Origin of the sequence: Rathayibacter sp. AY1A3, assembly GCF_002930975.1 — a bacterium.
In the GTDB taxonomy this organism is placed as follows: Bacteria; Actinomycetota; Actinomycetes; order Actinomycetales; family Microbacteriaceae; genus Rathayibacter.
Map to the genome: position 1 here is coordinate 187722 of NZ_PSTO01000001.1, position 20490 is coordinate 208211.

The following is a 20490-nucleotide window of genomic DNA, read 5'->3' on the forward strand; positions in this document are numbered from 1 at the left end:
CCGATGCGCGCAGTCGCCTCCACGGCGATCGGCGCCCTCCTCGCGGCGGGCCTGCTCGCCTCCGGCGCGGCTCCGGCGACCGCGGCCGGCGCGTGGTCGCCGAAGGCCTCCTACACGTCGACGGACCGCGGCGACGGCACCTACTCCGTGCCGCTGCTGAACGCCGACGTGCCCGACGTCAGTGTCGAGCGCGTGCCCGCGTCCGAGAACGACGAGGGCCGCGACATCTACTACATGATCAGCACCACGATGCACCTGAGCCCGGGCGCTCCGATCATGAAGTCCTACGACCTCGTCAACTGGGAGATCGTCAACTACGTCTTCGACCGGCTCGAGATCGGCGACCGCTTCTCGCTCCGCAACGGGCAGAACTCCTACGGCAACGGCCAGTGGGCCTCGTCGCTGCGGTACCACGACGGCCGCTACTACGCGGTCTTCAACACCAACAACCTCGGCGGCTCCTACCTCTACTCGACCGACGACATCGAGGACGGGGCCTGGACCCGCACGGCCCTCGGCCGCGCCTTCCACGACCCGTCGCTCTTCTTCGACGACGCGGACGGCGGCACGCCGTACATCTTCTACGGCTCCGGATCCACCAGCGCCGTGAAGCTGAGCGAGGACCTGACGACCGTCGTCGCCGAGTACCCGAACATCCTCCGCACCTCCGACTACCCGGGAGCCGGCTACCTCGGCGGCCTCTTCGAGGGCGCGCAGGTGCAGTACATCGACGGGCAGTACTACATCGTCATCATCACCTGGCCCTCGGGCCAGGGCCGCCAGGTGGCGCTGTTCCGCTCGTCCGAGCTGCTGGGCCGCTACGCGACCGCCGACGGCAGCAACCCCTACGAGGGCAAGGGCGTGCTGAACTCCAGCGGGTTCGCCCAGGGGAGCCTCGTGCCGATCGCGAAGGAGGACGGCTCGACCGCCTGGCACGGCATGTTCTTCCGCGACAGCTTCCCGACCGGCCGCATCCCCGGGCTCATCCCGGCGACGTGGAAGGACGGCTGGCCGACGTTCGGGACGAACGGCTCGGTGCCGGTGGGCGGGAGCTTCCCGAAGCCGATCCGCCTCAGCCCCGAGGAGGAGCTGTTCGAGCGGCAGAAGAGCATCGTCGTCTCGGACGACTTCGACAACGACGCCCCGGCGAAGGCCTACCAGGACGAGTCGTGGACGATCCCGCCCGCGCCCGCCTACGACGCGTCGCTGCTCGGCGTGCAGCTGCTCCAGAACCCGGGAGCGGAGTCGGGGACGGCGCCGTGGGCAGGCCAGTTCGGCGCGACGCTGTCGGCCGACACGACCGACCCGGCGTCCGGCACCGCCGCGCTCCGCGTGGGCACCCGCACGCTCAACGGCTCCGGCCCGAGCCAGGTGCTCGCGAACAAGCTGCAGCGCGGCGTGACCTACACCGTGTCCGCGAAGGTGAAGTACACGACCGGCCCCGCGTCGGTCCGCTTCAACCTCTGCGCCGACTTCGGCGCGGGACCCGTGACGATGGCGTCCGCCGCCGTCACGCAGGGCCAGTGGACGACGATCACGGGGACCTACACGGTGCCCGAGACCGCGAATGTCGGCAGCGTGAAGTTCGCCGTCGAGACGCCGTGGGGCAACCCGCAGCCGGCGTCCTCGAGCACCGAGTACCTGCTCGACGACGTCTCGCTCGTCGGCGCCGCTCCCACCCTCGAGCGCCCGACGGCCGCCGAGATCGAGCCGAACGGCTCGACCCTCGCCCTCCCCTGGCAGTGGAACCACGCCCCCGACAACCGCTACTGGTCGCTGACCGAGCGCGAGGGCTGGCTCCGCCTCACCAACGGGAAGGTGCTCAGCGGAACGGCCGCGCACACGCGTCTCTCGGGCTCGCCCGAGATGACGTACCTGGAGGAGGCGCGCAACACGCTCTCCCAGCGCATCGTGGCTCCGAAGCAGTCGGCGGAGGCGGCGTTCGACGTCTCCGGGATGAAGGACGGCGACGTCGCCGGGCTCGCGGCCTACAACCGCGGCTTCTCCTACGTCGCGGTCAAGCGCGTGGACGGCGTCACCACCGTCGGCGTCGTGAACCGCAGTCAGCCGTTCGCGACCACGTTCGACCAGGCGGCCGTGGAGTCCTTCCTCCCCGGCACCACCGCCGCCCTCGGCGACGCCTCTCAGGTGCGCCTGAAGGCCGATCTCGAGCTCTCGGCCCCGGCCGGACAGCTCTGGACGACCTTCTCGTACAGCCTCGACGGGACGAGCTGGACGAAGCTCGGCAGCCGCGTCGGCCCGCAGACCCTCGACGGTCAGCTCACGCACTTCATGGGCCACCGCCTCGGGCTGTTCAGCTACGCGACGAAGACCGCCGGCGGCCACGTCGACGTCGACGAGTTCCTCCTGAGCGACACCCTCTCCTCGGAGGGGAAGGCGCTCGACCGCTCGCAGCTCGACGCGGCCGTCGCTCACGCGGCGACGCTCCGCTCCGACGACTACCCGGCCGACGCCTGGTCCGACCTCCAATCGGTCCTCGCGAAGGCGCAGGCGGTCGGCACCGCGGGAACGCAGAACCAGATCGACGCCCCGGAGCGCGCGCTCAGCTACCAGCTGGCCCGCCTCGGGACGCTGAGGGAGGCGTCGCTCGATGTGACCGCCGCCGCCGCGACCCGCTGCATCGCGGGGAAGGTCGTCGTGACCGTGCGGGCCACCAACGCCGACGACGTGCCCGTCGCCCTCCGGATGGAGAGCGCGTCCGGCACGAAGACGGTCGCCGCGCTCGCACCCGGCGCCACGACGAGCCACGCCTTCACCACGCGGGCGGCCTCGGTCCCCGCCGCCGAGGTGGTCGTGACCGCGACCGCCACCCTCGACGGCGAGCCGGTGACGACCACGGTGAGAGCGCCCCACCCGGCCGCGTCCTGCGGCTGAGCACTCCGGGGGCGGCCCGCGCGGCCGCCCCCGCCCCCGAACGCGTCAGCGGCACCCGCCGCCGACGATCTCCTGCACGACACGATCAAGGAGGATCCGTGAGATCACCACAACGAGAAGCCGCTCCGAAGGGGCGGTTGCGGCTGAGGCTGCTGGCCACGGCCGCGCTGACCGCGCTCCTGGTGGCCCCCTTCGCCGCCCAGACCTCGTCCGCCGCTGAGGCGGAGCTCATCGTCAACGGCGGCTTCGAGAGCGGCATCAGCAGCTGGTTCGTCAACAACGGCAACGCCGCCGACGCCGGCACCATCGCGACGACCACGGACGCGCGCACCGGCACCGCCGCAGCGCTCGTCACCGGCCGCACGACCACCGGCGCGGGCGCCATGCAGGACCTCAGCGGCAAGGTCGTCGCCGGCCAGACCTACCAGGTCAAGGCGCAGATCAAGTACGAGAACGCCGCGAGCCCCGCGACCAAGCAGTTCTTCGCCACCATGCACTACGGCGGAGGCACCTACACGAACCTCGCGAGCGTCACCGCCACGAAGGGGCAGTGGGCGACGATCAACGGATCGTTCACCATCCCCGCCGGGCAGAGCGTCGCCACCGCGCGCCTCTTCTTCGAGACGCCGTGGACGGCGACTCCGTCGGCCGCGCCCGAGACGCACCTCATGGACTACAAGCTCGACGACGTCTCGCTGGTCGGAGCGGCGCCGCCCGCGCCCGCCTCGCGCACCATCGAGGTCGTGGGCAAGATCCCGGGCGACCACAACCCGCTCATGGGCTGGAAGTTCGGCGCCGACGGCTTCGGCTTCGTCGAGAACGGCCGCGTGTACATGTACATGACGAACGACACCCAGGGCTACGCTCCGAACCCCGCCACGGGCGTCTCGGCGGGCATCGACTACGGCAAGATCAACCAGATCACCGTGATCTCCTCGGACGACCTCGTCAACTGGACCGACCACGGCGAGATCCAGGTCGCCGGCTCCACCGGAGTCGCGCCCTACACCGGCAACTCGTGGGCTCCCGGCATGGCGAAGAAGACCGTGAACGGCGTCGACAAGTACTTCCTCTACTACGCCAACGGCGGCGGCTCCAGCAACGTGATCACCGGCGACTCGCCGGTGGGCCCGTGGACCAGCCAGCGGACCTCCACGCTCATCAACGCGTCCACCCCGGGCGCCGAGGCGGTCGCGTGGAAGTTCGACCCGGCACCGCTCGTCGACGACGACGGCCAGGGCTACCTGTTCTTCGGAGGCGGACCCGCCTCGACCGCGCTCCCCGCGGCCGAGCGCTTCAACAACCCGAAGAACATCCGCGTGATCGAGCTCGGCGACGACATGATCTCGACCCAGGGCACTTCCGCCGTCGTGGACGCGCCCGTCGCGTTCGAGGCGGCCCAGGTGTTCAAGCGCCAGGACAAGTACTACCTCTCGTACTCGTCCCACTTCGGCGGCAACGACTTCGGCGGCAACCAGACCCGCGAGCCCGGCTACCCGGGCGGCGGCGAGATCGGCTACATGATCTCGGACGACCCGATGTCCTGGCCCAAGGAGAACTACGCCGGCGTGATGTTCCCGAACCAGAGCCGCTTCTTCGGAGCCGGCACCGGCGGCAACAACCACCAGTCGGTCTTCGAGCTGGGCGGCAAGTACTACTTCACCTACCACGCGCCGACGCTCAACAAGCGGATCAACGGCGACACCACCCAGGGGTACCGCAGCCCGCACATCCAGGAGCTGCAGTTCAACGCCGACGGCACGGTGCAGCAGGTGGTCGGCGACTACAAGGGCGTCGACCAGGTGAAGGACTTCGATCCGTACCGCACCTTCCCGGCCGAGACCATCGGCTGGAGCAAGGGCATCGCGACGGCGCCGCTCGGCACCCCCGCCGCGGGCGCGACCCAGAACCTCGTGCTGAAGGACCTCGACAACGGCGACTGGACCGCGCTGTCCGCCGTCGACTTCGGGGACACCGGAGCCGCGACGTTCACCGCGAAGGCCAAGGCGCTGCAGGCCGGCGGCACCGTCACCGTCCGCCTCGACTCCGAGACCGGGCCCGTCGCGGGCACCGTCGCGGTGAACGGGACGACCGGTGAGTGGACCGACGTCAGCGCCGCGCTGACCGGAGCGACCGGAGTGCACGACGTGTTCTTCAGCTACTCCGGACCCTCCGGCGACCTGTTCGAGCTCGACACCTTCGCCTTCACCGAGGGCGAGGCGGCTCCGGCGCTCGACATCACGGCGAGCGCGGCGACCCGCTGCATCGCCGGCAAGGCGATCGTCACCGTCCAGGCGAGCAACGGCTCCGACGTCCCCGTCGGCGTGACCTTCACGTCGACGTCCGGCACGAAGTCGTTCACCTCGGTGGCGCCCGGCAAGACCGTGTCGCACGCCTTCACCACCCGTCAGGCGAACCTGCCCGCCGGTGCGGTGACCGTCGAGGCCACGGCCACGATGAACGGCGCCCCCGTCGAGACGGAGGTGAGCGCTCCGTACGCGGCGCGCCCGTGCTCGTAGCGCACGGCTGAACCATCGGGGAGCGCCCCCGGCCCTGCGGGGTCGGGGGCGCTCCTGCGCGTGCGGGGGGATCTCGATGCGCCCTCCGGGGCCGCTCGATCAGCATGATCGCCGTACTGCTGGTCGAGCAGCGGCGCCTCGAGCCCCCGCTCGGTCAGCGGCTGTCGGCCAGGCGCATCGTGCCGCCGGCCTGGGCGGCGAAGGCGCGGGCGGTCGCCGCGATGGTGCGCTGCATGACCCGCGCCGCGGCGGTCGGCGCGAGGTCCGCCGGGCGCGCGAGGCTGATCGTCCGGGTCAGCGTGGGCTTCTCGAGCGTCGGCTCCTCGAGGCGGATCGAGCGCAGCCCCGGGCGCCCCTGCAGCACCATCGCCGGGACGACCGCGACGCCGAGGCCCCGCTCGGCGAAGCGCAGCACCGCGTCCATCTCGGCGCCCTCCAGCACCACGTCCGGCTCCAGGCCCGCGGCGGCGAACGCGGCGTCGGTCGTCCGGCGCAGGTCGTAGCTGGAGTTGAAGACGATCTGCGGGAGGCGGGCGACCGCCGCCAGGTCGAGCGCGCCGGTCGCGGCGAGGGGAGGCTCCGCAGCGGAGGAGACCACGACGAGCTCCTCGACGAGCAGCGGGGTCACCGTGAAGGCGCCGGGAGCGGCCGCGGTCGAGGTCGTCACCAGCGCCAGGTCGAGCTCGCCGCGGGCCAGCCGGTCGAAGAGGCTCCGCGACCCGTCCTCGGCGAGGTGCAGCTCCACGGCGGGATGCGCGGAGTGGAAGGCGTGCAGCACTTCCGCGACGAGGCTGATGCAGAGCGTCGGCGTCGCGCCGAACCGGACCCGACCGCGTTCGAGCCCGGCCAGCTCGGCCAGCTCGCGGCGCACCGATCCGGCGTCGGCGAGCATGCGCCGGGCGAGCGGCAGCAGCAGCTCCCCGGCCGGTGTGAGGGTGCTGCCGGAACGCGCCCGGTGGAAGAGCTCGGAGCCGAGGTCCTGCTCCAGCGCGGCGATCCGGCGGCTCAGCGAGGGCTGCGCGAGATGCAGCTTCTCGGCGGCGCGGGTGAAGCTGCCGAGGCGGGCGACCTCGACGAATCCGGTGAGCTGCTCGAGATCCACATGCATACCCTATGCGCATGGCTGTGCCCAGCATTATGCATTGGAGTAATCGAAGCGCCGTGCCTAGCGTGGAGGCATGACCACTTCAGAGACCACCGCACCGGAGCGTCGGATCTCCACCTCCGTCCTCGTCATCGGCACCGGCGGATCGGGCCTGCGCGCCGCGATCGAGCTCGCCGAGGCGGGCGTGGACGTCCTCGCGCTCGGCAAGCGCTCGAAGTCGGACGCGCACACCTCCCTCGCCGCCGGCGGCATCAACGCCGCCCTCGCCACGATGGACCCCGACGACAGCTGGCAGCAGCACGCGGCCGACACCATCACCGAGTCCTACCAGCTCGCCAACCCGCACACGGTCGAGATCGTCACCTCCAACGCCGCCCGCGGCATCCAGGACCTCGAGCGCTACGGCATGCCGTTCGCCCGCGAGGACGACGGCCGCATCTCGCAGCGCTTCTTCGGCGCGCACACCTACCGCCGGACCGCCTTCGCGGGCGACTACACCGGCCTCGAGATCCAGCGCACGCTCGTCAACCGGGCCGCCCAGCTCGAGATCCCGATCCTGGACACCGTGTACGTCACGCGCATCCTCGTCAACGAGGACGGAGCAGTGTTCGGCGCCTACGGCTTCGACCTCGTCGACGGCACCCGCTACCTGATCCACGCGGATGCGGTGATCCTCGCCGCGGGCGGGCACAACCGCATCTGGCGCCGCACCTCCTCCCGCCGCGACGAGAACACGGGCGACTCGTTCCGCCTGGCCGTGGAGGCCGGCGGCCGCCTGCGCGACCCGGAGCTGGTCCAGTTCCACCCGTCGGGCATCATCGAGCCCGAGAACGCGGCGGGCACGCTGATCTCCGAGGCCGCGCGCGGCGAGGGCGGCATCCTCCGCAACGGCCTCGGCGAGCGCTTCATGGGCAAGTACGACGCCGAGCGCCTCGAGCTCTCGACCCGCGACCGCGTCGCCCTCGCCTGCTACACCGAGATCAAGGAGGGTCGCGGCACGCCGAACGGCGGGGTCTGGCTCGACGTCTCGCACCTGCCGCGCGAGACGATCATGACCCGGCTGCCGCGGGTGTACCAGACGATGCTCGAGCTGCAGATGCTCGACATCACGAAGGACCCGATCGAGATCGCGCCCACGGCGCACTACTCGATGGGCGGGGTCTGGGTGCGCTCGGACGACCACAGCACCGACGTCCCCGGGCTCTACGCGATCGGAGAGGCCTCCAGTGGACTGCACGGCGCCAACCGCCTCGGCGGCAACTCGCTGATCGAGCTGCTGGTGTTCGGCCGGATCGTCGGGCAGGCGGCGGCGGAGTACTCCGCCTCGCTGACCGCCCAGACCCGCTCGGCCGCGTCCGTCCAGGTCGCCCGCGACGAGATCGCCGGCCTGCTCTCGGCCGACGGCACCGAGAACGTCCGCGCCCTGCAGCGCGCGATCCGCAACACGATGACCGAGCACGCCGGAGTCGTCCGCGACGAGGAGGGCCTGCTCGCCGGGCTCGCCGAGCTGGACGCGATCGAGGCGCGCATCGCCGACATCGGCGTGCACCCGGACATCGCCGGCTTCCAGGACCTCGCCCACGCCTTCGACCTCAAGTCGGCCGCGATGGCCGCGCGGGCCACCCTCGAGGCAGCGCTCGAGCGCCGGGAGAGCCGCGGCTGCCACAACCGCAGCGACTACCCGGACATCGACCCGGCCCTCCAGGTGAACCTCGTCTGGTCGCCCTCCACGGGGATCACGCGCGAGGAGATCCCCGCGGTGCCGGAGGAGATCCAGGCGCTGATCAGCGGCGAGGTCGCCACCGCGGGCAAGCTGCTCGAGTAGCCGGAACCGCGACGGCACGACGCCGGCTCCCTCCCGCGGGGCCGGCGTCGCGCCGTGCGCGGCGCTCGCCGCCCCGCCAGGATCCGCACCGCCGGTTCGTCGGCGCAGGCGCCGCGCTGGTCTACGGTGAAGCCACGGTGCTGCCGGAGCATCCGTCCAGGAGGAGCAGACGATGCCGCCCGAAGGCCAAGGATTCTCGCCCGAGCCGCTCCAGAACATCGTCGAGCGCCTGGCGGGGGTGCTGGGGCGCTCGGTCGCCGTCGACGACGCGGAGCTGCAGCTCCTCGCGCACAGCGCCCACTTCGGCGACGAGGACTCCGCCCGGGTGGAGTCGCTGGTGGGGCGCTCGGTGACGCCGGAGCGGGCGGAGTGGGCCCGGCGGGCCGGCGTGCTGCGCGCGACCGCGGCGTTCTTCACCGACGCGGCGCCCGAGCTGGGCCTCCGGCGGCGGTACGTCGCTCCCGTGCGGGTCGACCGCGAGCTCGCCGCGGTGATCTGGATCATCGACGACGAGACCCTCACGGCCGCGGACTTCGACGCCGTCGACCGCGCGGTCGACGACATGCGGACCGTGCTCGTCCGCCGCGCGATGACCTTCGACGACGGCCTCCAGCAGGTCGAGGCGCAGGTGCTCGCGCTCCTCTCGGACCGGTCGGACGACCGGGTCGACGCGGCCGAGGAGATCGCGGCGGCGGGGATCTTCCGCGGCTGCGTCGCGTACCAGGTGCTCGGCCTGGTGATCGCGAAGGGGGAGGGCGACCGCTCGATCGGCGCCCCGGTCCGGGTGATCGCGCGGGCCGTCGCCCAGCACAGCTCCGGTGCCGCCGTCGCGCGGACCGACCAGGGCGTCGTCGTGCTGGTCGGCTACTCGGTCGCGCCCGCCGAGGACCGGATCGCCGCGCTCGTCGAGTCGCTCCGCCGCGGCCTCGACGGCGCGGGCATCGCGGCGACGATCGGGGTCGGGGCGCTCGTGCCCGGGCTCGACGGCGTGCTGCACTCGCACGAGCAGGCCGAGTGCGCGGCGCGGGTCGCGGGAGCGACGGAGGCGGGCGCGGTCCGCTGGGACGAGTCGGGGCTCGACGGGATGCTCGCGGCGCTGCTCCCCGAGGCGCTGCGGTCGCACCTGGTGCCGCCCGAGCTCGGGCGGGCCATGCAGGAGCAGTCCGAGGACAACATCCTCGCGGTGCGGACCTTCCTCGCGAACGCGGGCAACGTCGTGCAGACCGGCGCCGACCTGCACCTGCACCGCACCACCGTCTACTACCGGCTCGGCCGCTTCGCCGAGACGACCGGGCTCGACCTCGCCGACGGCGACACCCGGCTGATGCTGCAGCTCTGGTTCCGGATGTCGCCCTACGTCCGGATCACCGAGGGCTGACCCTCCGACAGCCGTCGAGCCGCCCCCTCCGCCCCTTCGACAGCAGCACGTGCCCCCGGGACCCCCGCTCTGCCTACCATCGGGCATGCCTTCGAATCCTGGACCCGTCTGCGTCGTCGGCGCGGGCATCATCGGCGCCTCGGCCGCCCTCCACCTGATCGAGCTCGGCGCCCGCGACGTCACGGTGATCGACGCCGGCTCGCCGCTGAGCGGCACCACCCCGGCCGGAGCCGGCTTCGTCGCCCGCTACGGCGCCGACAGCAACCGCCGGATCGGCACCCACGCCGTGCCCCTCGAGGAGTACGGCCTCTCCTTCTACCGGGGCCTGCACGACGCCGGCGTCGAGATCGAGTTCGCCGCCAACGGCAACATCGCGATCGCCCGCACCGAGACGACCCTCACCACCCTCGTCGAGGGCATCGTGCGCCACCCGCTGGCGTCCCCGGGGACCCGCGCGCTGAACGCGGACGAGGTCGCGTCGATGACCTTCGGCGCGGTCGACCCGGCGAGCGTCGTCGGCGGAGTGCTGCTCCCCGAGGCGATCCAGGTCACCACCGGGCTCGCGCTCCAGGAGGTCCTCCGCCGCGCGGAGGCGCTGGGCGTCCGCTTCTCGTGGGGCACCGAGGCGACCGGGATCCGCCGGGACGGCGACCGGGTGACCGGTGTCGAGACCACGGCGGGCGTCGTCGACGCGGCGACCGTGGTGCTCGCCGCCGGAGCATGGACCCCGGCGCTCCTGGGCACCGTGGGCCGGGCGCTCCCGCTCATCCCCACCGTCGCCACCCGCTTCGTCTCGGAGCAGGCCGGCCTCTCGCCGCTGATGCCGACGATCCAGAGCCTCGACCTGGGCCTGTGGCTGCGCGAGCTGCGCGGTGCGTTCTCGTGGGGCGGCGGCTTCGCCTACCGCCGCGTCTCGGTGCTGGAGCGCGAGGAGGGGCTGGAGCGCGCGTTCGCCCGCCCCGTCTCGCCGCAGCTGATCGAGGCGCAGCGCGACTACCAGGCGTCCGTCGCCGAGGTGTTCCCGGCGCTCGCAGGGCTCGGCACCGCCGAGATCATCCAGGGCATGCCCGTCTACTCCGTCGACGGCGGCCTCTACATCGGGCCCGTCCCCGCGTGCGACGGCCTCTGGGTGCTGGCGGGCGACAACGAGTCCGGAGTGACGCACGGGCCGGGCATGGGCCGTCTCGTCGCCGAGATGATCACCGGCACCGAGCCCTTCGCCGATCCGGAGCCGTTCCGCCTCGACCGCGTCGACCCCGCCCTCTACCCGGACGAGGCGTCGATGATCGCCGAGATGGCCGGCGACCGGGTGCTGAAGGCCATGCGCTGACGGCCGTGCGCTGCCACCCGTGCGCTGAAGGCCCGGCGCTGAGCCGCTGACGTGCACGAGAGCCGGCCGTCCCTCCCGCTGAGCGGTGGGGGCGGCCGGCTCTCGTCAGTCCTGCGGCAGGGCCAGGGCGTCGAGGACCGCGGCCTCCGCGGCGACGGCGCGGTCCAGCTCCCGCAGGTCGACGTTCTCGTCGGGCCCGTGGACCCTCGACTCGGCGTCGGCGACGGCCGTGATGCAGAGGACCGACTCCGGGAACGCCGCGGAGAGGGCGCTGACGACGGGGATGCCGCCGCCGCCTCCGAGCAGGTCGGGCGAGCGCCCCCACGCGTCCTGCAGCGCGGCGACCACGACGCCGGAGATGCGCGCGTCGCTCCACGGCTCGCTCCGGCTCACCTCGTCCACGCGCACGTGCGCACCGAAGGGCCGCTGCGCGAGCAGGTGCGCCCGGAGCGCGGCGGCCGCGTCGTCCATCGCGAGCCCCGGCGGCACCCGGAGCGAGACGCGCGCGCGCACCCGGGGGAGCAGCACGTTCGCCGACTCCGCGATCCGCGGCGCGTCGATCGCGAGCACGGAGAGGGCGGGCGAGGCCCAGAGGGCGGTCGCGAGGTCGTCGGCGACGTGCACCCCGTCGAGCAGTCCGAGCCGGGCCCGGAAGGCGTCCGGATCGACGCGGGCGGTCGCCGGCGCGCCGACCCGCAGCCCCGGCACGGCCACCTCGCCCCGCTCGTCGTGGAGGGAGGCGGCCAGCCGGCAGAACGCGGTCAGGGCGTCGACCGCTCCTCCGCCGTTCACGCCGCTGTGCGCGGGCTCGTCCATCACGGCGACTTCGACGTCGACGGCGAGAAGCCCGCGGAGCGACTGCGTCAGCGACGGAGTGCCGCGGGCCGCGTTCACGCCGTCGTTCACGAGGACCAGCGCGGGCGCCTCCTCCAGGGCGAGCCCGGCGAGCAGGGCGGGCGCTCCGGGGGAGCCGACCTCCTCGCCGCCGTCGAGGACGACGATCAGGCCGAGCCCCCGGTCGGGGCCGAGCTCGTCGATCGCTGCGAGGTGTGCCACGACGCCGGCCTTGTTGTCGGCGCTGCCGCGTCCGGTGACCACGTCCCCCCGGTGCAGCGGCACGAAGGGGTCCGACGTCCAGCCGGCGCCCGCGGGCTGCACGTCGTGATGCGCGTAGAGCAGAGCGGAGGGGACGCCGGGGAGCAGTCCGCGCGTGCCCACGACCGAGGGGCGGCCGGCGTCGTCCTCGACGAGCCGGGTGTCGAAGCCGCGCTCCCGCAGGGCGTCGGCGAGCAGGGTGGCGCTCCGGCGCAGGTCGCCGAGGCGCGAGGGATCGGCCGAGACGGTCGGCAGGGCGATGAGCTCGTCGAGCAGCCGGGCGCGCTCCCGCCGGTCCATCAGGCCACCGCCCGGACGGCGTCGTCCTCGGCCGCGACCTCGGCCAGCGCGGAGGCGAGCCGGTCGACCGCGGTCCGGGGGACGCCGGCCAGGTTGATCCGCCCCGACGGGAGCCCGTAGGCGCCGAAGTCGTGCTGGAGGCGGTGCATGGCCGTCGGCGACAGCGGGAGGGAGAGGAACAGGCCCCGCTGGTCGCGGAGGGCGGCGAAGCGGGCGGGGGCGCCGGCCGCGAGAGCGCCGCCGATGAGGCCGTCCCGGAGCCGGGTGACCCGGTTCCGCATCCGCTCGAGCTCGTCGCGCCACGAGCGCTCGAGCTCCTCGTCGCCGAGGATCGTCGCCACGATCGCCGCTCCGTGGTGCGGGGGCTGCGAGTAGGCCGCCCGCGCGATCGCCTCGAGGGTGCTCATCGCACCCGGAGTGCCGGACGGGTCCAGGAGGAGGAGGGCGCAGCCGACGCGCTCGCTGTAGAGGCTGAACGCCTTCGAGCAGCTGACCGAGACGACGCCCTCCGGCACGCGGGCGAGCAGCCGCCGCATCCCCGCGAGGTCCTCCTCGAAGCCGTCGCCCAGCCCGTAGTAGGCCTGGTCGATGAAGGGGATCACGCCCGCCCGGATGATCTCGTCGGTCAGCCGGTCCCACATCGCGGGCGTCAGCGAGGCTCCGGAGGGGTTGTGGCAGTTGCCCTGGAGGAGCACCGCGTCGCCGGGCCGGGCGGAGCGCAGGGCGTCGACGGTCGGCTCCAGCCAGGGGCGGCCCGACGCGTCCAGGAAGGGGACGGCGTGGATGTCGAGGCCGGCCGCGCGGAGCACGGGGGCGTGGTTCACGTAGGAGGGGGCGCCGAGGATCACGCGCCGCCCCGGCTCGAAGTGCGCGAGGAACTCGGCCAGCAGCCGCAGCGCGCCGGTGCCCGCGACGGTCTGCACGCCGATCGCCCGCTGCGCCAGCTCCTCGCCGAGGAGGAGCGAGCTCATCCGCGCCGTGAAGGCGGGGTGCCCGCTCGGCCCCCGGTACTGCTTCGACTCGCGCCGCCCGAGCAGGAGGCGCTCCGCGTCGTGGACGGCGTCCATCACGGGGGCCTGCAGGTTCTCGTCGCGGTAGACGCCGAGGGTCAGGTCGAGGCGGTCGGGCCGGGGGTCGGCGGCGTAGCGGCGGGTGAGCTCCCAGACGGGGTCGGGCACGAGCGGGGCGGTCCGGCGCGCCGTGCTCGCGACGATCACGCCGAGCACGATCAGGGCGAGCCCGACGATCTCGCTCGCCGGCAGCGTCTCGCCGAAGAGCGGCAGCGCGACCAGTGCGGTGACGACGGGGCTCAGCGACCCGAAGGCCGCGGCGCGGCCCGCGCCCAGGGAGCGGACGGCGACGGTGTAGGCGAGCGCGGCGACGATCCCGACGCCGACGCCCTGGACGAGGCCGAACACCGCGACGGCGCTCGGATCGGCCGACCCCGAGAACAGGGTGGAGGGCAGGGCGCCGGTGACCGCCGCGACGAGGCTCAGGAGGAAGGAGGGGGCGCAGACCACCAGGAGCACCGCGACCGGGGTCAGCCGGGTCCGCCGGAGGCCCAGCGTGTACACCGCCCAGAGGATCCCGGCGGCGAGCAGGATGCCGATGCCGAGGGCGACCGACGCCGCCGAGGTGAGCACCACGATGACGACGACGCCGACGACGATCGCGCCCAGTCCGGCCAGGCGGGCGCCGCTCGGGCGCTCGCGCATCAGCAGGAGGGCGAGCAGAGCGACGAAGACCGGCACCGAGCCGGGGATCACCAGGCCCACGAGCGCCGCGCTCGTCAGGCTCCCGCCCGCGGCGGCCGTGAGGAAGTAGGGCAGCCCGGCGCCGACCGCGAGGCAGGCGAGGGTGATCGGCGACTCGCGCCGGATCGCCCGGAGCGCGCCGGGGAGCGCCGGCGCCAGCACCAGTAGCGGGATCCCGAAGCGCAGGAGCGCGACGTCGACGGTGGTGAGGCCCGACCCGCCGATCCCGCGGATGCTCAGGGCGAATCCGGCCCAGGTGGCCACGGTCGCGATCATCGCGACGGTCCCGATGAGGGCGGATCTGGTCATGGCGGTCCTCTCGGCGGGGCCGGTGGATGCCGACCCTCCGAGGCTAGGTCGGGGGAGGAGGCGGGCGATTGCGGATCCGAGCGCGTAATCGGGCGGTAGCGGCAGGATCTGCCAGGATCGGCAGCATGGACGACATCGACATGCGCATCCTGCAGGAGCTCCAGCAGGACGGCCGGCTCAGCAACCAGGACCTCGCGGACCGGGTGGGCCTCTCGCCCTCACCGTGCCTGCGCCGCGTGCGCCGGCTCGAGGAGGACGGCGTGCTGATCGGCTACCGCGCCGTCGTCGACCCCCGCGCGGTGGGCCTGGCCATCACCGCCTTCGTGCGCCTGCGCCTCGAGAGCCACAGCCCCGAGATCGTCGAGCAGGTCGAGACGGCCATCCGCGGGATCCCCCACGTGACGGAGGCGTACCTGATGGCGGGCGACAGCGACTTCCTCCTCAAGATCGCCGTCGAGGACCTCGAGGGGTACGAGACGCTGGTGCGCACGAGGATCCGGATGATCCCCGCCCTGGCCTCGATCGAGACCTCCTTCGCCTACGGAGTGACCAAGCCCCAGTCCCCTCTTCCCGCGCGCAGGTGAGCGCGCGAGGCGCTCCGGAGCCGTTCAGACAGCTGTCGGAACGGCCGCTCCGAGAACGCGAATCCTGACGGCGAGGAGCGCCTGACCCACTCCCTAGCGTGAGACGGGCCGGAGCGACCGGCCCTGCCGGAAGGAGCCCCGTGTCCGTCTCACTGCCCCTCGTCCTCCCCGGGCGTCGCGGCGTGAAGAGCGCCTCGAACCCTCTCCTGCGCTATCTCTTCCTCCGCTTCCTGCTGATCGTCCCGACGGTGCTCATCCTCGTCACGATGGTCTTCTTCCTGATGCGCCTGACCGGCGATCCGATCACCGCCGCCCTCGGCGGACGGCTCTCCGGGGCCGAGCTGGCCGCCCGGGTGGCCGCCGCCGGCTACGACCGCCCCGTGCTGGTGCAGTACGTCGAGTACCTCGGGGGCGTCCTGCGCGGCGACTTCGGCACCACCATCAGCGACAACCGCCCGGTCACCGAGGTCCTCGCCGTCTACGGCGCCGCCACCTTCGAGCTCGCCGTCTACGCGCTCCTGGTCGCCCTGGTCGTCGGCGTGCCGCTCGGCGCGATCGCCGCCCGCAAGCGGGACCGGATGCCCGACATCGTCCTGCGGGTCCTCGCGATCCTCAGCTACGCGACCCCCGTCTTCTTCGCCGGGCTCCTGCTCAAGCTCGTCTTCGGCGTCGTCCTCGACGTGGTGCCCACGGCGGGCCGCTCGAGCACCGGGACGGAGCTGATGCTCACGACGCTGCAGCAGCCGACCGGGCTCTTCCTCGTCGACGCGCTGCGCTCCGGGAGCAGCTCCGCGGTGACCGACGTGCTCGCCCACGCGGTGCTCCCGGGCCTCACGCTCGGCCTGCTCACCGCGGGCACCTTCCTCCGCCTCGTGCGCACCAACATGATCGGCACCCTGCAGGCGGGCTACGTCGAGGCCGGCCGCTCCCGCGGGGTCTCGGAGGGGAGGCTCGTCTCCCGCCACGCCTTCCGGCCCGCTCTCATCCCGATCATCACCGTCATCGGCATGCAGATCGCGATGCTCCTGGGCGGCGCCGTCCTCACCGAGACCACGTTCGAGTGGCGCGGGCTGGGCTTCATGCTCGGCCAGTACCTCGCCGCCCGCGACTTCGTCGCCGTGCAGGGGATCGTCGCGGTGCTCGCCATCATCGTCGCCGTCACGAACTTCGCGGTGGACGTCCTCGCCGCCCTGATCGACCCCCGAGTGAGGTTCTGACATGACGACCGTCTCCGCTCCGCCGCGTCCGCTGCGGGACCGCCTCCCCCTCGTCGCGCAGGTGCGCAGCAGCACAGGGTCCCAGCGGGCGATGCTCCTGATCGGCCTCGCGCTCGTCGGCGCCCTCGTGATCGTCGCCGCGTGCGCGCCGCTGCTGGCCCCGTTCGGCTACGACCAGCTCGCCGTCGACGGCCGCAACTTCGGCGCGCAGCAGCCGCCCGGCGGGCAGCACCTGCTGGGCACCACGGTCGGCGGCTACGACGTCCTCTCGCGCACCCTGTGGGGAGCGCGGACCGCGGTCCAGGTGATCGCCCTGTCGCTCCTGACCTCGGTCGCGGCGGGCGTGCTGCTCGGCGCGGTGTCGGGCTACGTCGGCGGCTGGCTCGACAGGATCCTCGTGGTCGTCGCCGACGCCGTGTACGCCTTCCCGAGCCTCCTGCTCGCGATCGTCCTGTCGATCGTGATCTCGGGCGGCCAGTCGAGCCTGTGGGGCGGAGTCCTCGCCGCGGCGATGTCGATCACCGTCGTCTTCGTGCCGCAGTACTTCCGGGTGGTCAGGGCGGAGGTGCTCCGGGTCGTCTCCGAGTCCTTCGTGGAGTCGGCGCGGGTGATGGGCGCGCGGGACCGGCGGATCCTGATCCGCCACGTGCTCCGCAACTCCACCCGCACCCTGCCCGTGATCATCACGCTGAACGCCTCCGAGGCGATCATGACGCTCGCCGGCCTCGGCTTCCTCGGCTTCGGCATCGAGCCCACCTCCGCCGCCGAGTGGGGCTACGACCTCAACCGCTCGGTGCAGGACGTCACGAGCGGGATCTGGTGGACCTGCGTCGCTCCCGGCGCCGCGATCATGATCGTCGTGCTCGGGATCACCCTCGTCGGCGAGAGCCTCAACGACCTGTCCGACCCCCGCCTGCGCGTCCGCCGCCGCAGCCAGAGAAAGGCCCGGCGATGACCGCCGTACTGAGCATCCGCGACCTCCGCGTCGTCTTCGACACCGACCACGGCCCGGTCCAGGCGCTCGAGGGCGTCGACCTCGACGTCGCGCCGGGGGAGATCGTCGCCCTCGTGGGGGAGTCGGGCTCGGGCAAGACCGTCACCGGCAAGGCGGTCCTCGGGCTGCTGCCGGAGTCGGCCGTCGTCTCCGGCAGCATCCGCCTCCGCCACGGCGGGAGCGACGTCGAGATCGTCGGCGCCCCCGAGAAGACGATGCGGCGGCTGCGGGGAGCGGCGGCGGCGATGGTGTTCCAGGAGCCGTCGACCGCGCTCAACCCGGTCTTCACCGTGGGCTGGCAGATCGTCGAGGGGCTCCGCGCGCACACCTCCCTCGGCCGCCGCGAGGCGCGGGCCGAGGCCGTCCGGATCCTCCGGACCGTCGGGATCCCCGATCCCGAGCGGCGGATCGACGACTACCCGCACCAGTTCTCGGGCGGGCAGAAGCAGCGGATCGTGATCGCGATGGCGCTGATCCAGGGCGCCCCGCTGATCGTGGCCGACGAGCCGACGACCGCGCTGGACGTGACCGTGCAGGCCGAGATCCTCGAGCTCCTGCGCACGCTGCGGCGCGATCTCGGCGGGTCGATGCTCCTCATCACGCACAATATGGGGGTCGTCGCCGACCTGGCCGACCGCGTGATCGTGATGAACGGCGGCCGGATCGTCGAGACCGCGGACGTGCAGTCGCTGTTCTCCGCTCCGCAGCACGAGTACACCCGCTCGCTCCTGGCCGCGGTCCCGCGGATCGGCGCGCCCGGCGCTGCGGGGCCCGAGCCCGCTCCGGGAAGCGAGCCGCTCGTCGTGGCGGAGCGGCTCGAGATCGTCTACCCGGGGCGCCTGGGCAAGCCCTCCTTCACGGCGATCGCCGACCTCTCGCTGACGCTCGCCCCCGGCGAGGTCCTGGGCCTCGTGGGGGAGTCGGGCTCGGGCAAGACCACGCTCGCCCGGACGATCGCCGGGCTGGTCCCCGCGACCGGCGGCTCGCTCCGGGTCCTCGGCTCCGAGCTCGTCGGGCGCCGCGCCTCCCTCGGTGCCGCCGCGCGCGCCGACCTCGGCTTCGTCTTCCAGGATCCGGCGACCAGCTTCAACCCGTTCCTGACCATCGGCGAGTGCATCGCCGAGCCGTTCGTCATCCACGGGCGCGCGGAGTCGGCCGCCGGCGTGCGCGAGGAGGTCCTGGATCTGCTCGACGCGGTCCGCCTGCCCCGCGCCTTCGCCGACCGCTTCCCCCACGAGCTCTCCGGCGGGCAGCGGCAGCGGGCCTCGCTCGCCCGGGCGATCGCGCTGCGCCCGCGCCTGCTCATCGCCGACGAGCCGACCAGCGCGCTCGACGTCTCCGTGCAGGCGACCGTGCTGGAGCTGTTCGCCGAGCTGCAGGGCGCGCTCGGCTTCGGCTGCCTCTTCGTCAGCCACGACCTCGCCGTCGTCGACCGCGTGGCCGGCCGGGTGGTCGTGCTGCGGCAGGGCGCGGTCGTGGAGCAGGGGCCGACCGCCGAGGTGCTCCGCGCGCCCCGCGAGGCGTACACGCAGAAGCTCCTGGCGTCGCTCCCCGTGCCGGATCCCGCGCTCCAGCGCGCGGCCCGGGAGGCGCTGGCCGCTGCGAGCCGGGACGAGCTGGCGGCTGCGAGCTGACGGCGGGCCGGACCGGGCGGCACCCGGTCCGGCTCAGCGGGCGTCCGTTCCTGCGGGCGCCCGCTTCGGCGTGCCTCCGCTCGGGCAGGGGGCGGCTCGGGTGCGCGTCCGGTCGGGCAGGCGTCCGCCCAAGCGCGTCCGGTCGGGCAGGTGTCCGCCCCGGCGAGGGTCGGTCGGGCGGGCGTCCGCCCCGGTGCGCGCCCGCTCCGCAGGCCGTCCGCCCTACAGGACCGGACCGGCGAGCACCGGACGCGCCGTCGCGGCGAAGCGGCGGGGGGCGGCGACGCCCTCGGACAGGTCCGCGAGGACCCGCCCGATCGCCGGGGTGAACTTGAACCCGTGGCCGGAGAAGCCCGCTCCGACGACGATCGGCCCGTTGCGGTCGAGGATGAAGTCCTCGTTGCGGGTCATCGTGTACGTGCAGCTGATGACGTCGCAGACCTCCGCGTCAGCGCCCGGGATCCACTCCGCCACGTAGCGGCGGAGGGCCGCGAGCTGCTCGGCGACCGGGCGGCGGGTGCGGGCGTCCGGATCGACGCTCCTGCCCACTCCGTGCCAGCCGACCTTCAGGCCCTCGCCCGGCGTGAGCATGCCGTAGACGGGGCTGAGGAAGTACGCGTGGTCGGCGCGGTCCGGGTCGGGCGTGTGGTTGAAGCTCGGCCACGCCGCGTCGGGCATGCGGAGCCGGAAGTGCGCGGGGTGCTCCTCCGAGACCCGGAGGGGGCGCAGCGGCACGAGGCCGGCGAGGAGGGGCTGCGTCCATGCTCCCGCGGTGACGACGACCCGTCGGGCGCGGTACTCGGTGTCGTCGGTCGTCACGATCACGGTGTCCGGTCCGACGACGTCGATCCCGCGGACGGCGGTGTCGTAGCGGAAGCGGGCGCCGCGGCGCTCGGCGCCGGCCCGCAGCGCGAGCAGAGCGTCGGCGGCGCGGACGCGTCCGCTGCTGGGGACGTGCAGCACCTCGCTCTCGAAGCGGAGCGCCGGCCAGCGGTCGCGGGCCTCGGCGGCGGAGATCAGCTCGCTCGCGACGCCGCGGGCGCGGTGCGCCTCCCGGACCGCGCGGAGGGGACCGACGGGTCCGAGGTTCACGAGGCCGACCCGGTCGAGCAGCGTCGTGCCCTCCTCGACGCTCAGCCGGTCCCAGAGCCGGGAGGCCTCGCCGAGGAGGTCGAGGTAGTCGTCGGCGGCGTAGGCCTCGTTGAAGTTCCGGGTGCGGCCGTGGGACGCGCCGTTCTCGTGGCCGGGGCCGAACTGCTCGAGGAGCACCACGTCGGTGCCGCGCTGGGCCAGCTGCCAGGCGGTGGCGGAGCCCATCGCGCCTCCTCCGATGACGACCGTGTCGACGTTCTCGCGCACCGCGACCTCTCTCTCCCGGTCCGACCCGCGCGGAACCGTGAGGACTCCACTCTGACGACGCGGAGGGTCGGCGGCCATGGACAGGTGGCGAGGGCGGAGGGCCCGGGGCACAGCAGACGTCGAACCCGGGCCCTCCCGGCCGGGCGCGGCGCCGGAGCGCGGTGCGACAGTTGTCGAAGCGAGCGGCCGCAG

The 20490-nt window shown here is 73.4% G+C and carries 13 protein-coding genes; 9 read left to right on the plus strand and 4 right to left on the minus strand.

What is annotated here, in order from left to right:
• Window positions 1-3 precede the first annotated feature (3 nt).
• The gene (locus tag C5C10_RS00875) at window positions 4-2895 is read left to right on the plus strand and encodes a family 43 glycosylhydrolase (RefSeq protein WP_258060326.1); all 2892 of its coding nucleotides are present in this window, start codon (window positions 4-6) and stop codon (window positions 2893-2895) included.
• Window positions 2896-2993: 98 nt separating this feature from the next.
• A complete protein-coding gene (locus C5C10_RS00880) occupies window positions 2994-5414 on the plus strand; it encodes a family 43 glycosylhydrolase (RefSeq protein WP_219812654.1) in 2421 nt (806 codons plus the stop codon).
• 154 nt (window positions 5415-5568) lie between these two features.
• Here the strand turns inward: C5C10_RS00880 and C5C10_RS00885 are convergent, their stop codons facing one another.
• The gene (locus C5C10_RS00885) at window positions 5569-6522 is read right to left on the minus strand and encodes a LysR family transcriptional regulator (protein ID WP_104328274.1); all 954 of its coding nucleotides are present in this window, start codon (window positions 6520-6522) and stop codon (window positions 5569-5571) included.
• A 70-nt stretch (window positions 6523-6592) separates the two neighbouring features.
• Here C5C10_RS00885 and C5C10_RS00890 point away from each other — a divergent pair, with 70 nt between their 5' ends.
• From C5C10_RS00890 to C5C10_RS00900, 3 genes are all read left to right on the plus strand, one after another.
• Entirely contained in the window at window positions 6593-8344 is a 1752-nt protein-coding gene (locus C5C10_RS00890) for an L-aspartate oxidase (protein WP_104328275.1), read from the plus strand.
• Window positions 8345-8516: 172 nt separating this feature from the next.
• The gene (locus C5C10_RS00895; RefSeq protein ID WP_104282523.1) at window positions 8517-9722 is read left to right on the plus strand and encodes a CdaR family transcriptional regulator; all 1206 of its coding nucleotides are present in this window, start codon (window positions 8517-8519) and stop codon (window positions 9720-9722) included.
• 85 nt (window positions 9723-9807) lie between these two features.
• Complete coding sequence (locus C5C10_RS00900) at window positions 9808-11052, plus strand: FAD-binding oxidoreductase (protein ID WP_104328276.1); 1245 nt, start codon at window positions 9808-9810, stop codon at window positions 11050-11052.
• A gap of 105 nt (window positions 11053-11157) precedes the next feature.
• Here C5C10_RS00900 and C5C10_RS00905 read toward each other — a convergent pair whose 3' ends face one another.
• Window positions 11158-12447, minus strand: coding sequence for a M20/M25/M40 family metallo-hydrolase (locus C5C10_RS00905; protein WP_104328277.1), 1290 nt, complete (start codon window positions 12445-12447; stop codon window positions 11158-11160).
• Window positions 12447-14510: an aromatic amino acid transaminase gene (locus tag C5C10_RS17460; protein ID WP_219813221.1), complete on the minus strand. Its 2064-nt coding sequence runs from the start codon at window positions 14508-14510 to the stop codon at window positions 12447-12449. The genes C5C10_RS00905 and C5C10_RS17460 overlap by 1 nt, the downstream gene beginning before the upstream one ends.
• A 125-nt stretch (window positions 14511-14635) precedes the next feature.
• On the opposite strand from C5C10_RS17460, the gene C5C10_RS18335 reads away from it, so the two are divergent.
• From C5C10_RS18335 to C5C10_RS00930, 4 genes are all read left to right on the plus strand, one after another.
• Window positions 14636-15094, plus strand: coding sequence for an Lrp/AsnC family transcriptional regulator (locus C5C10_RS18335; protein WP_104282519.1), 459 nt, complete (start codon window positions 14636-14638; stop codon window positions 15092-15094).
• Window positions 15095-15276: 182 nt separating this feature from the next.
• Window positions 15277-16311: an ABC transporter permease gene (locus C5C10_RS00920; protein WP_374953334.1), complete on the plus strand. Its 1035-nt coding sequence runs from the start codon at window positions 15277-15279 to the stop codon at window positions 16309-16311.
• Window position 16312: 1 nt separating this feature from the next.
• Window positions 16313-17266, plus strand: a complete 954-nt coding sequence (locus C5C10_RS00925; RefSeq protein ID WP_104328278.1) for an ABC transporter permease — start codon at window positions 16313-16315, stop codon at window positions 17264-17266.
• Window positions 17263-18939, plus strand: coding sequence for an ABC transporter ATP-binding protein (locus C5C10_RS00930; protein ID WP_104328279.1), 1677 nt, complete (start codon window positions 17263-17265; stop codon window positions 18937-18939). Before C5C10_RS00925 ends, C5C10_RS00930 begins: the two co-directional genes overlap by 4 nt.
• A 222-nt stretch (window positions 18940-19161) precedes the next feature.
• Here the strand turns inward: C5C10_RS00930 and C5C10_RS00935 are convergent, their stop codons facing one another.
• Window positions 19162-20298 (minus strand): FAD-dependent oxidoreductase, encoded by a 1137-nt coding sequence (locus tag C5C10_RS00935; protein WP_258060328.1) that lies wholly within the window; start codon window positions 20296-20298, stop codon window positions 19162-19164.
• Window positions 20299-20490 lie beyond the last annotated feature (192 nt).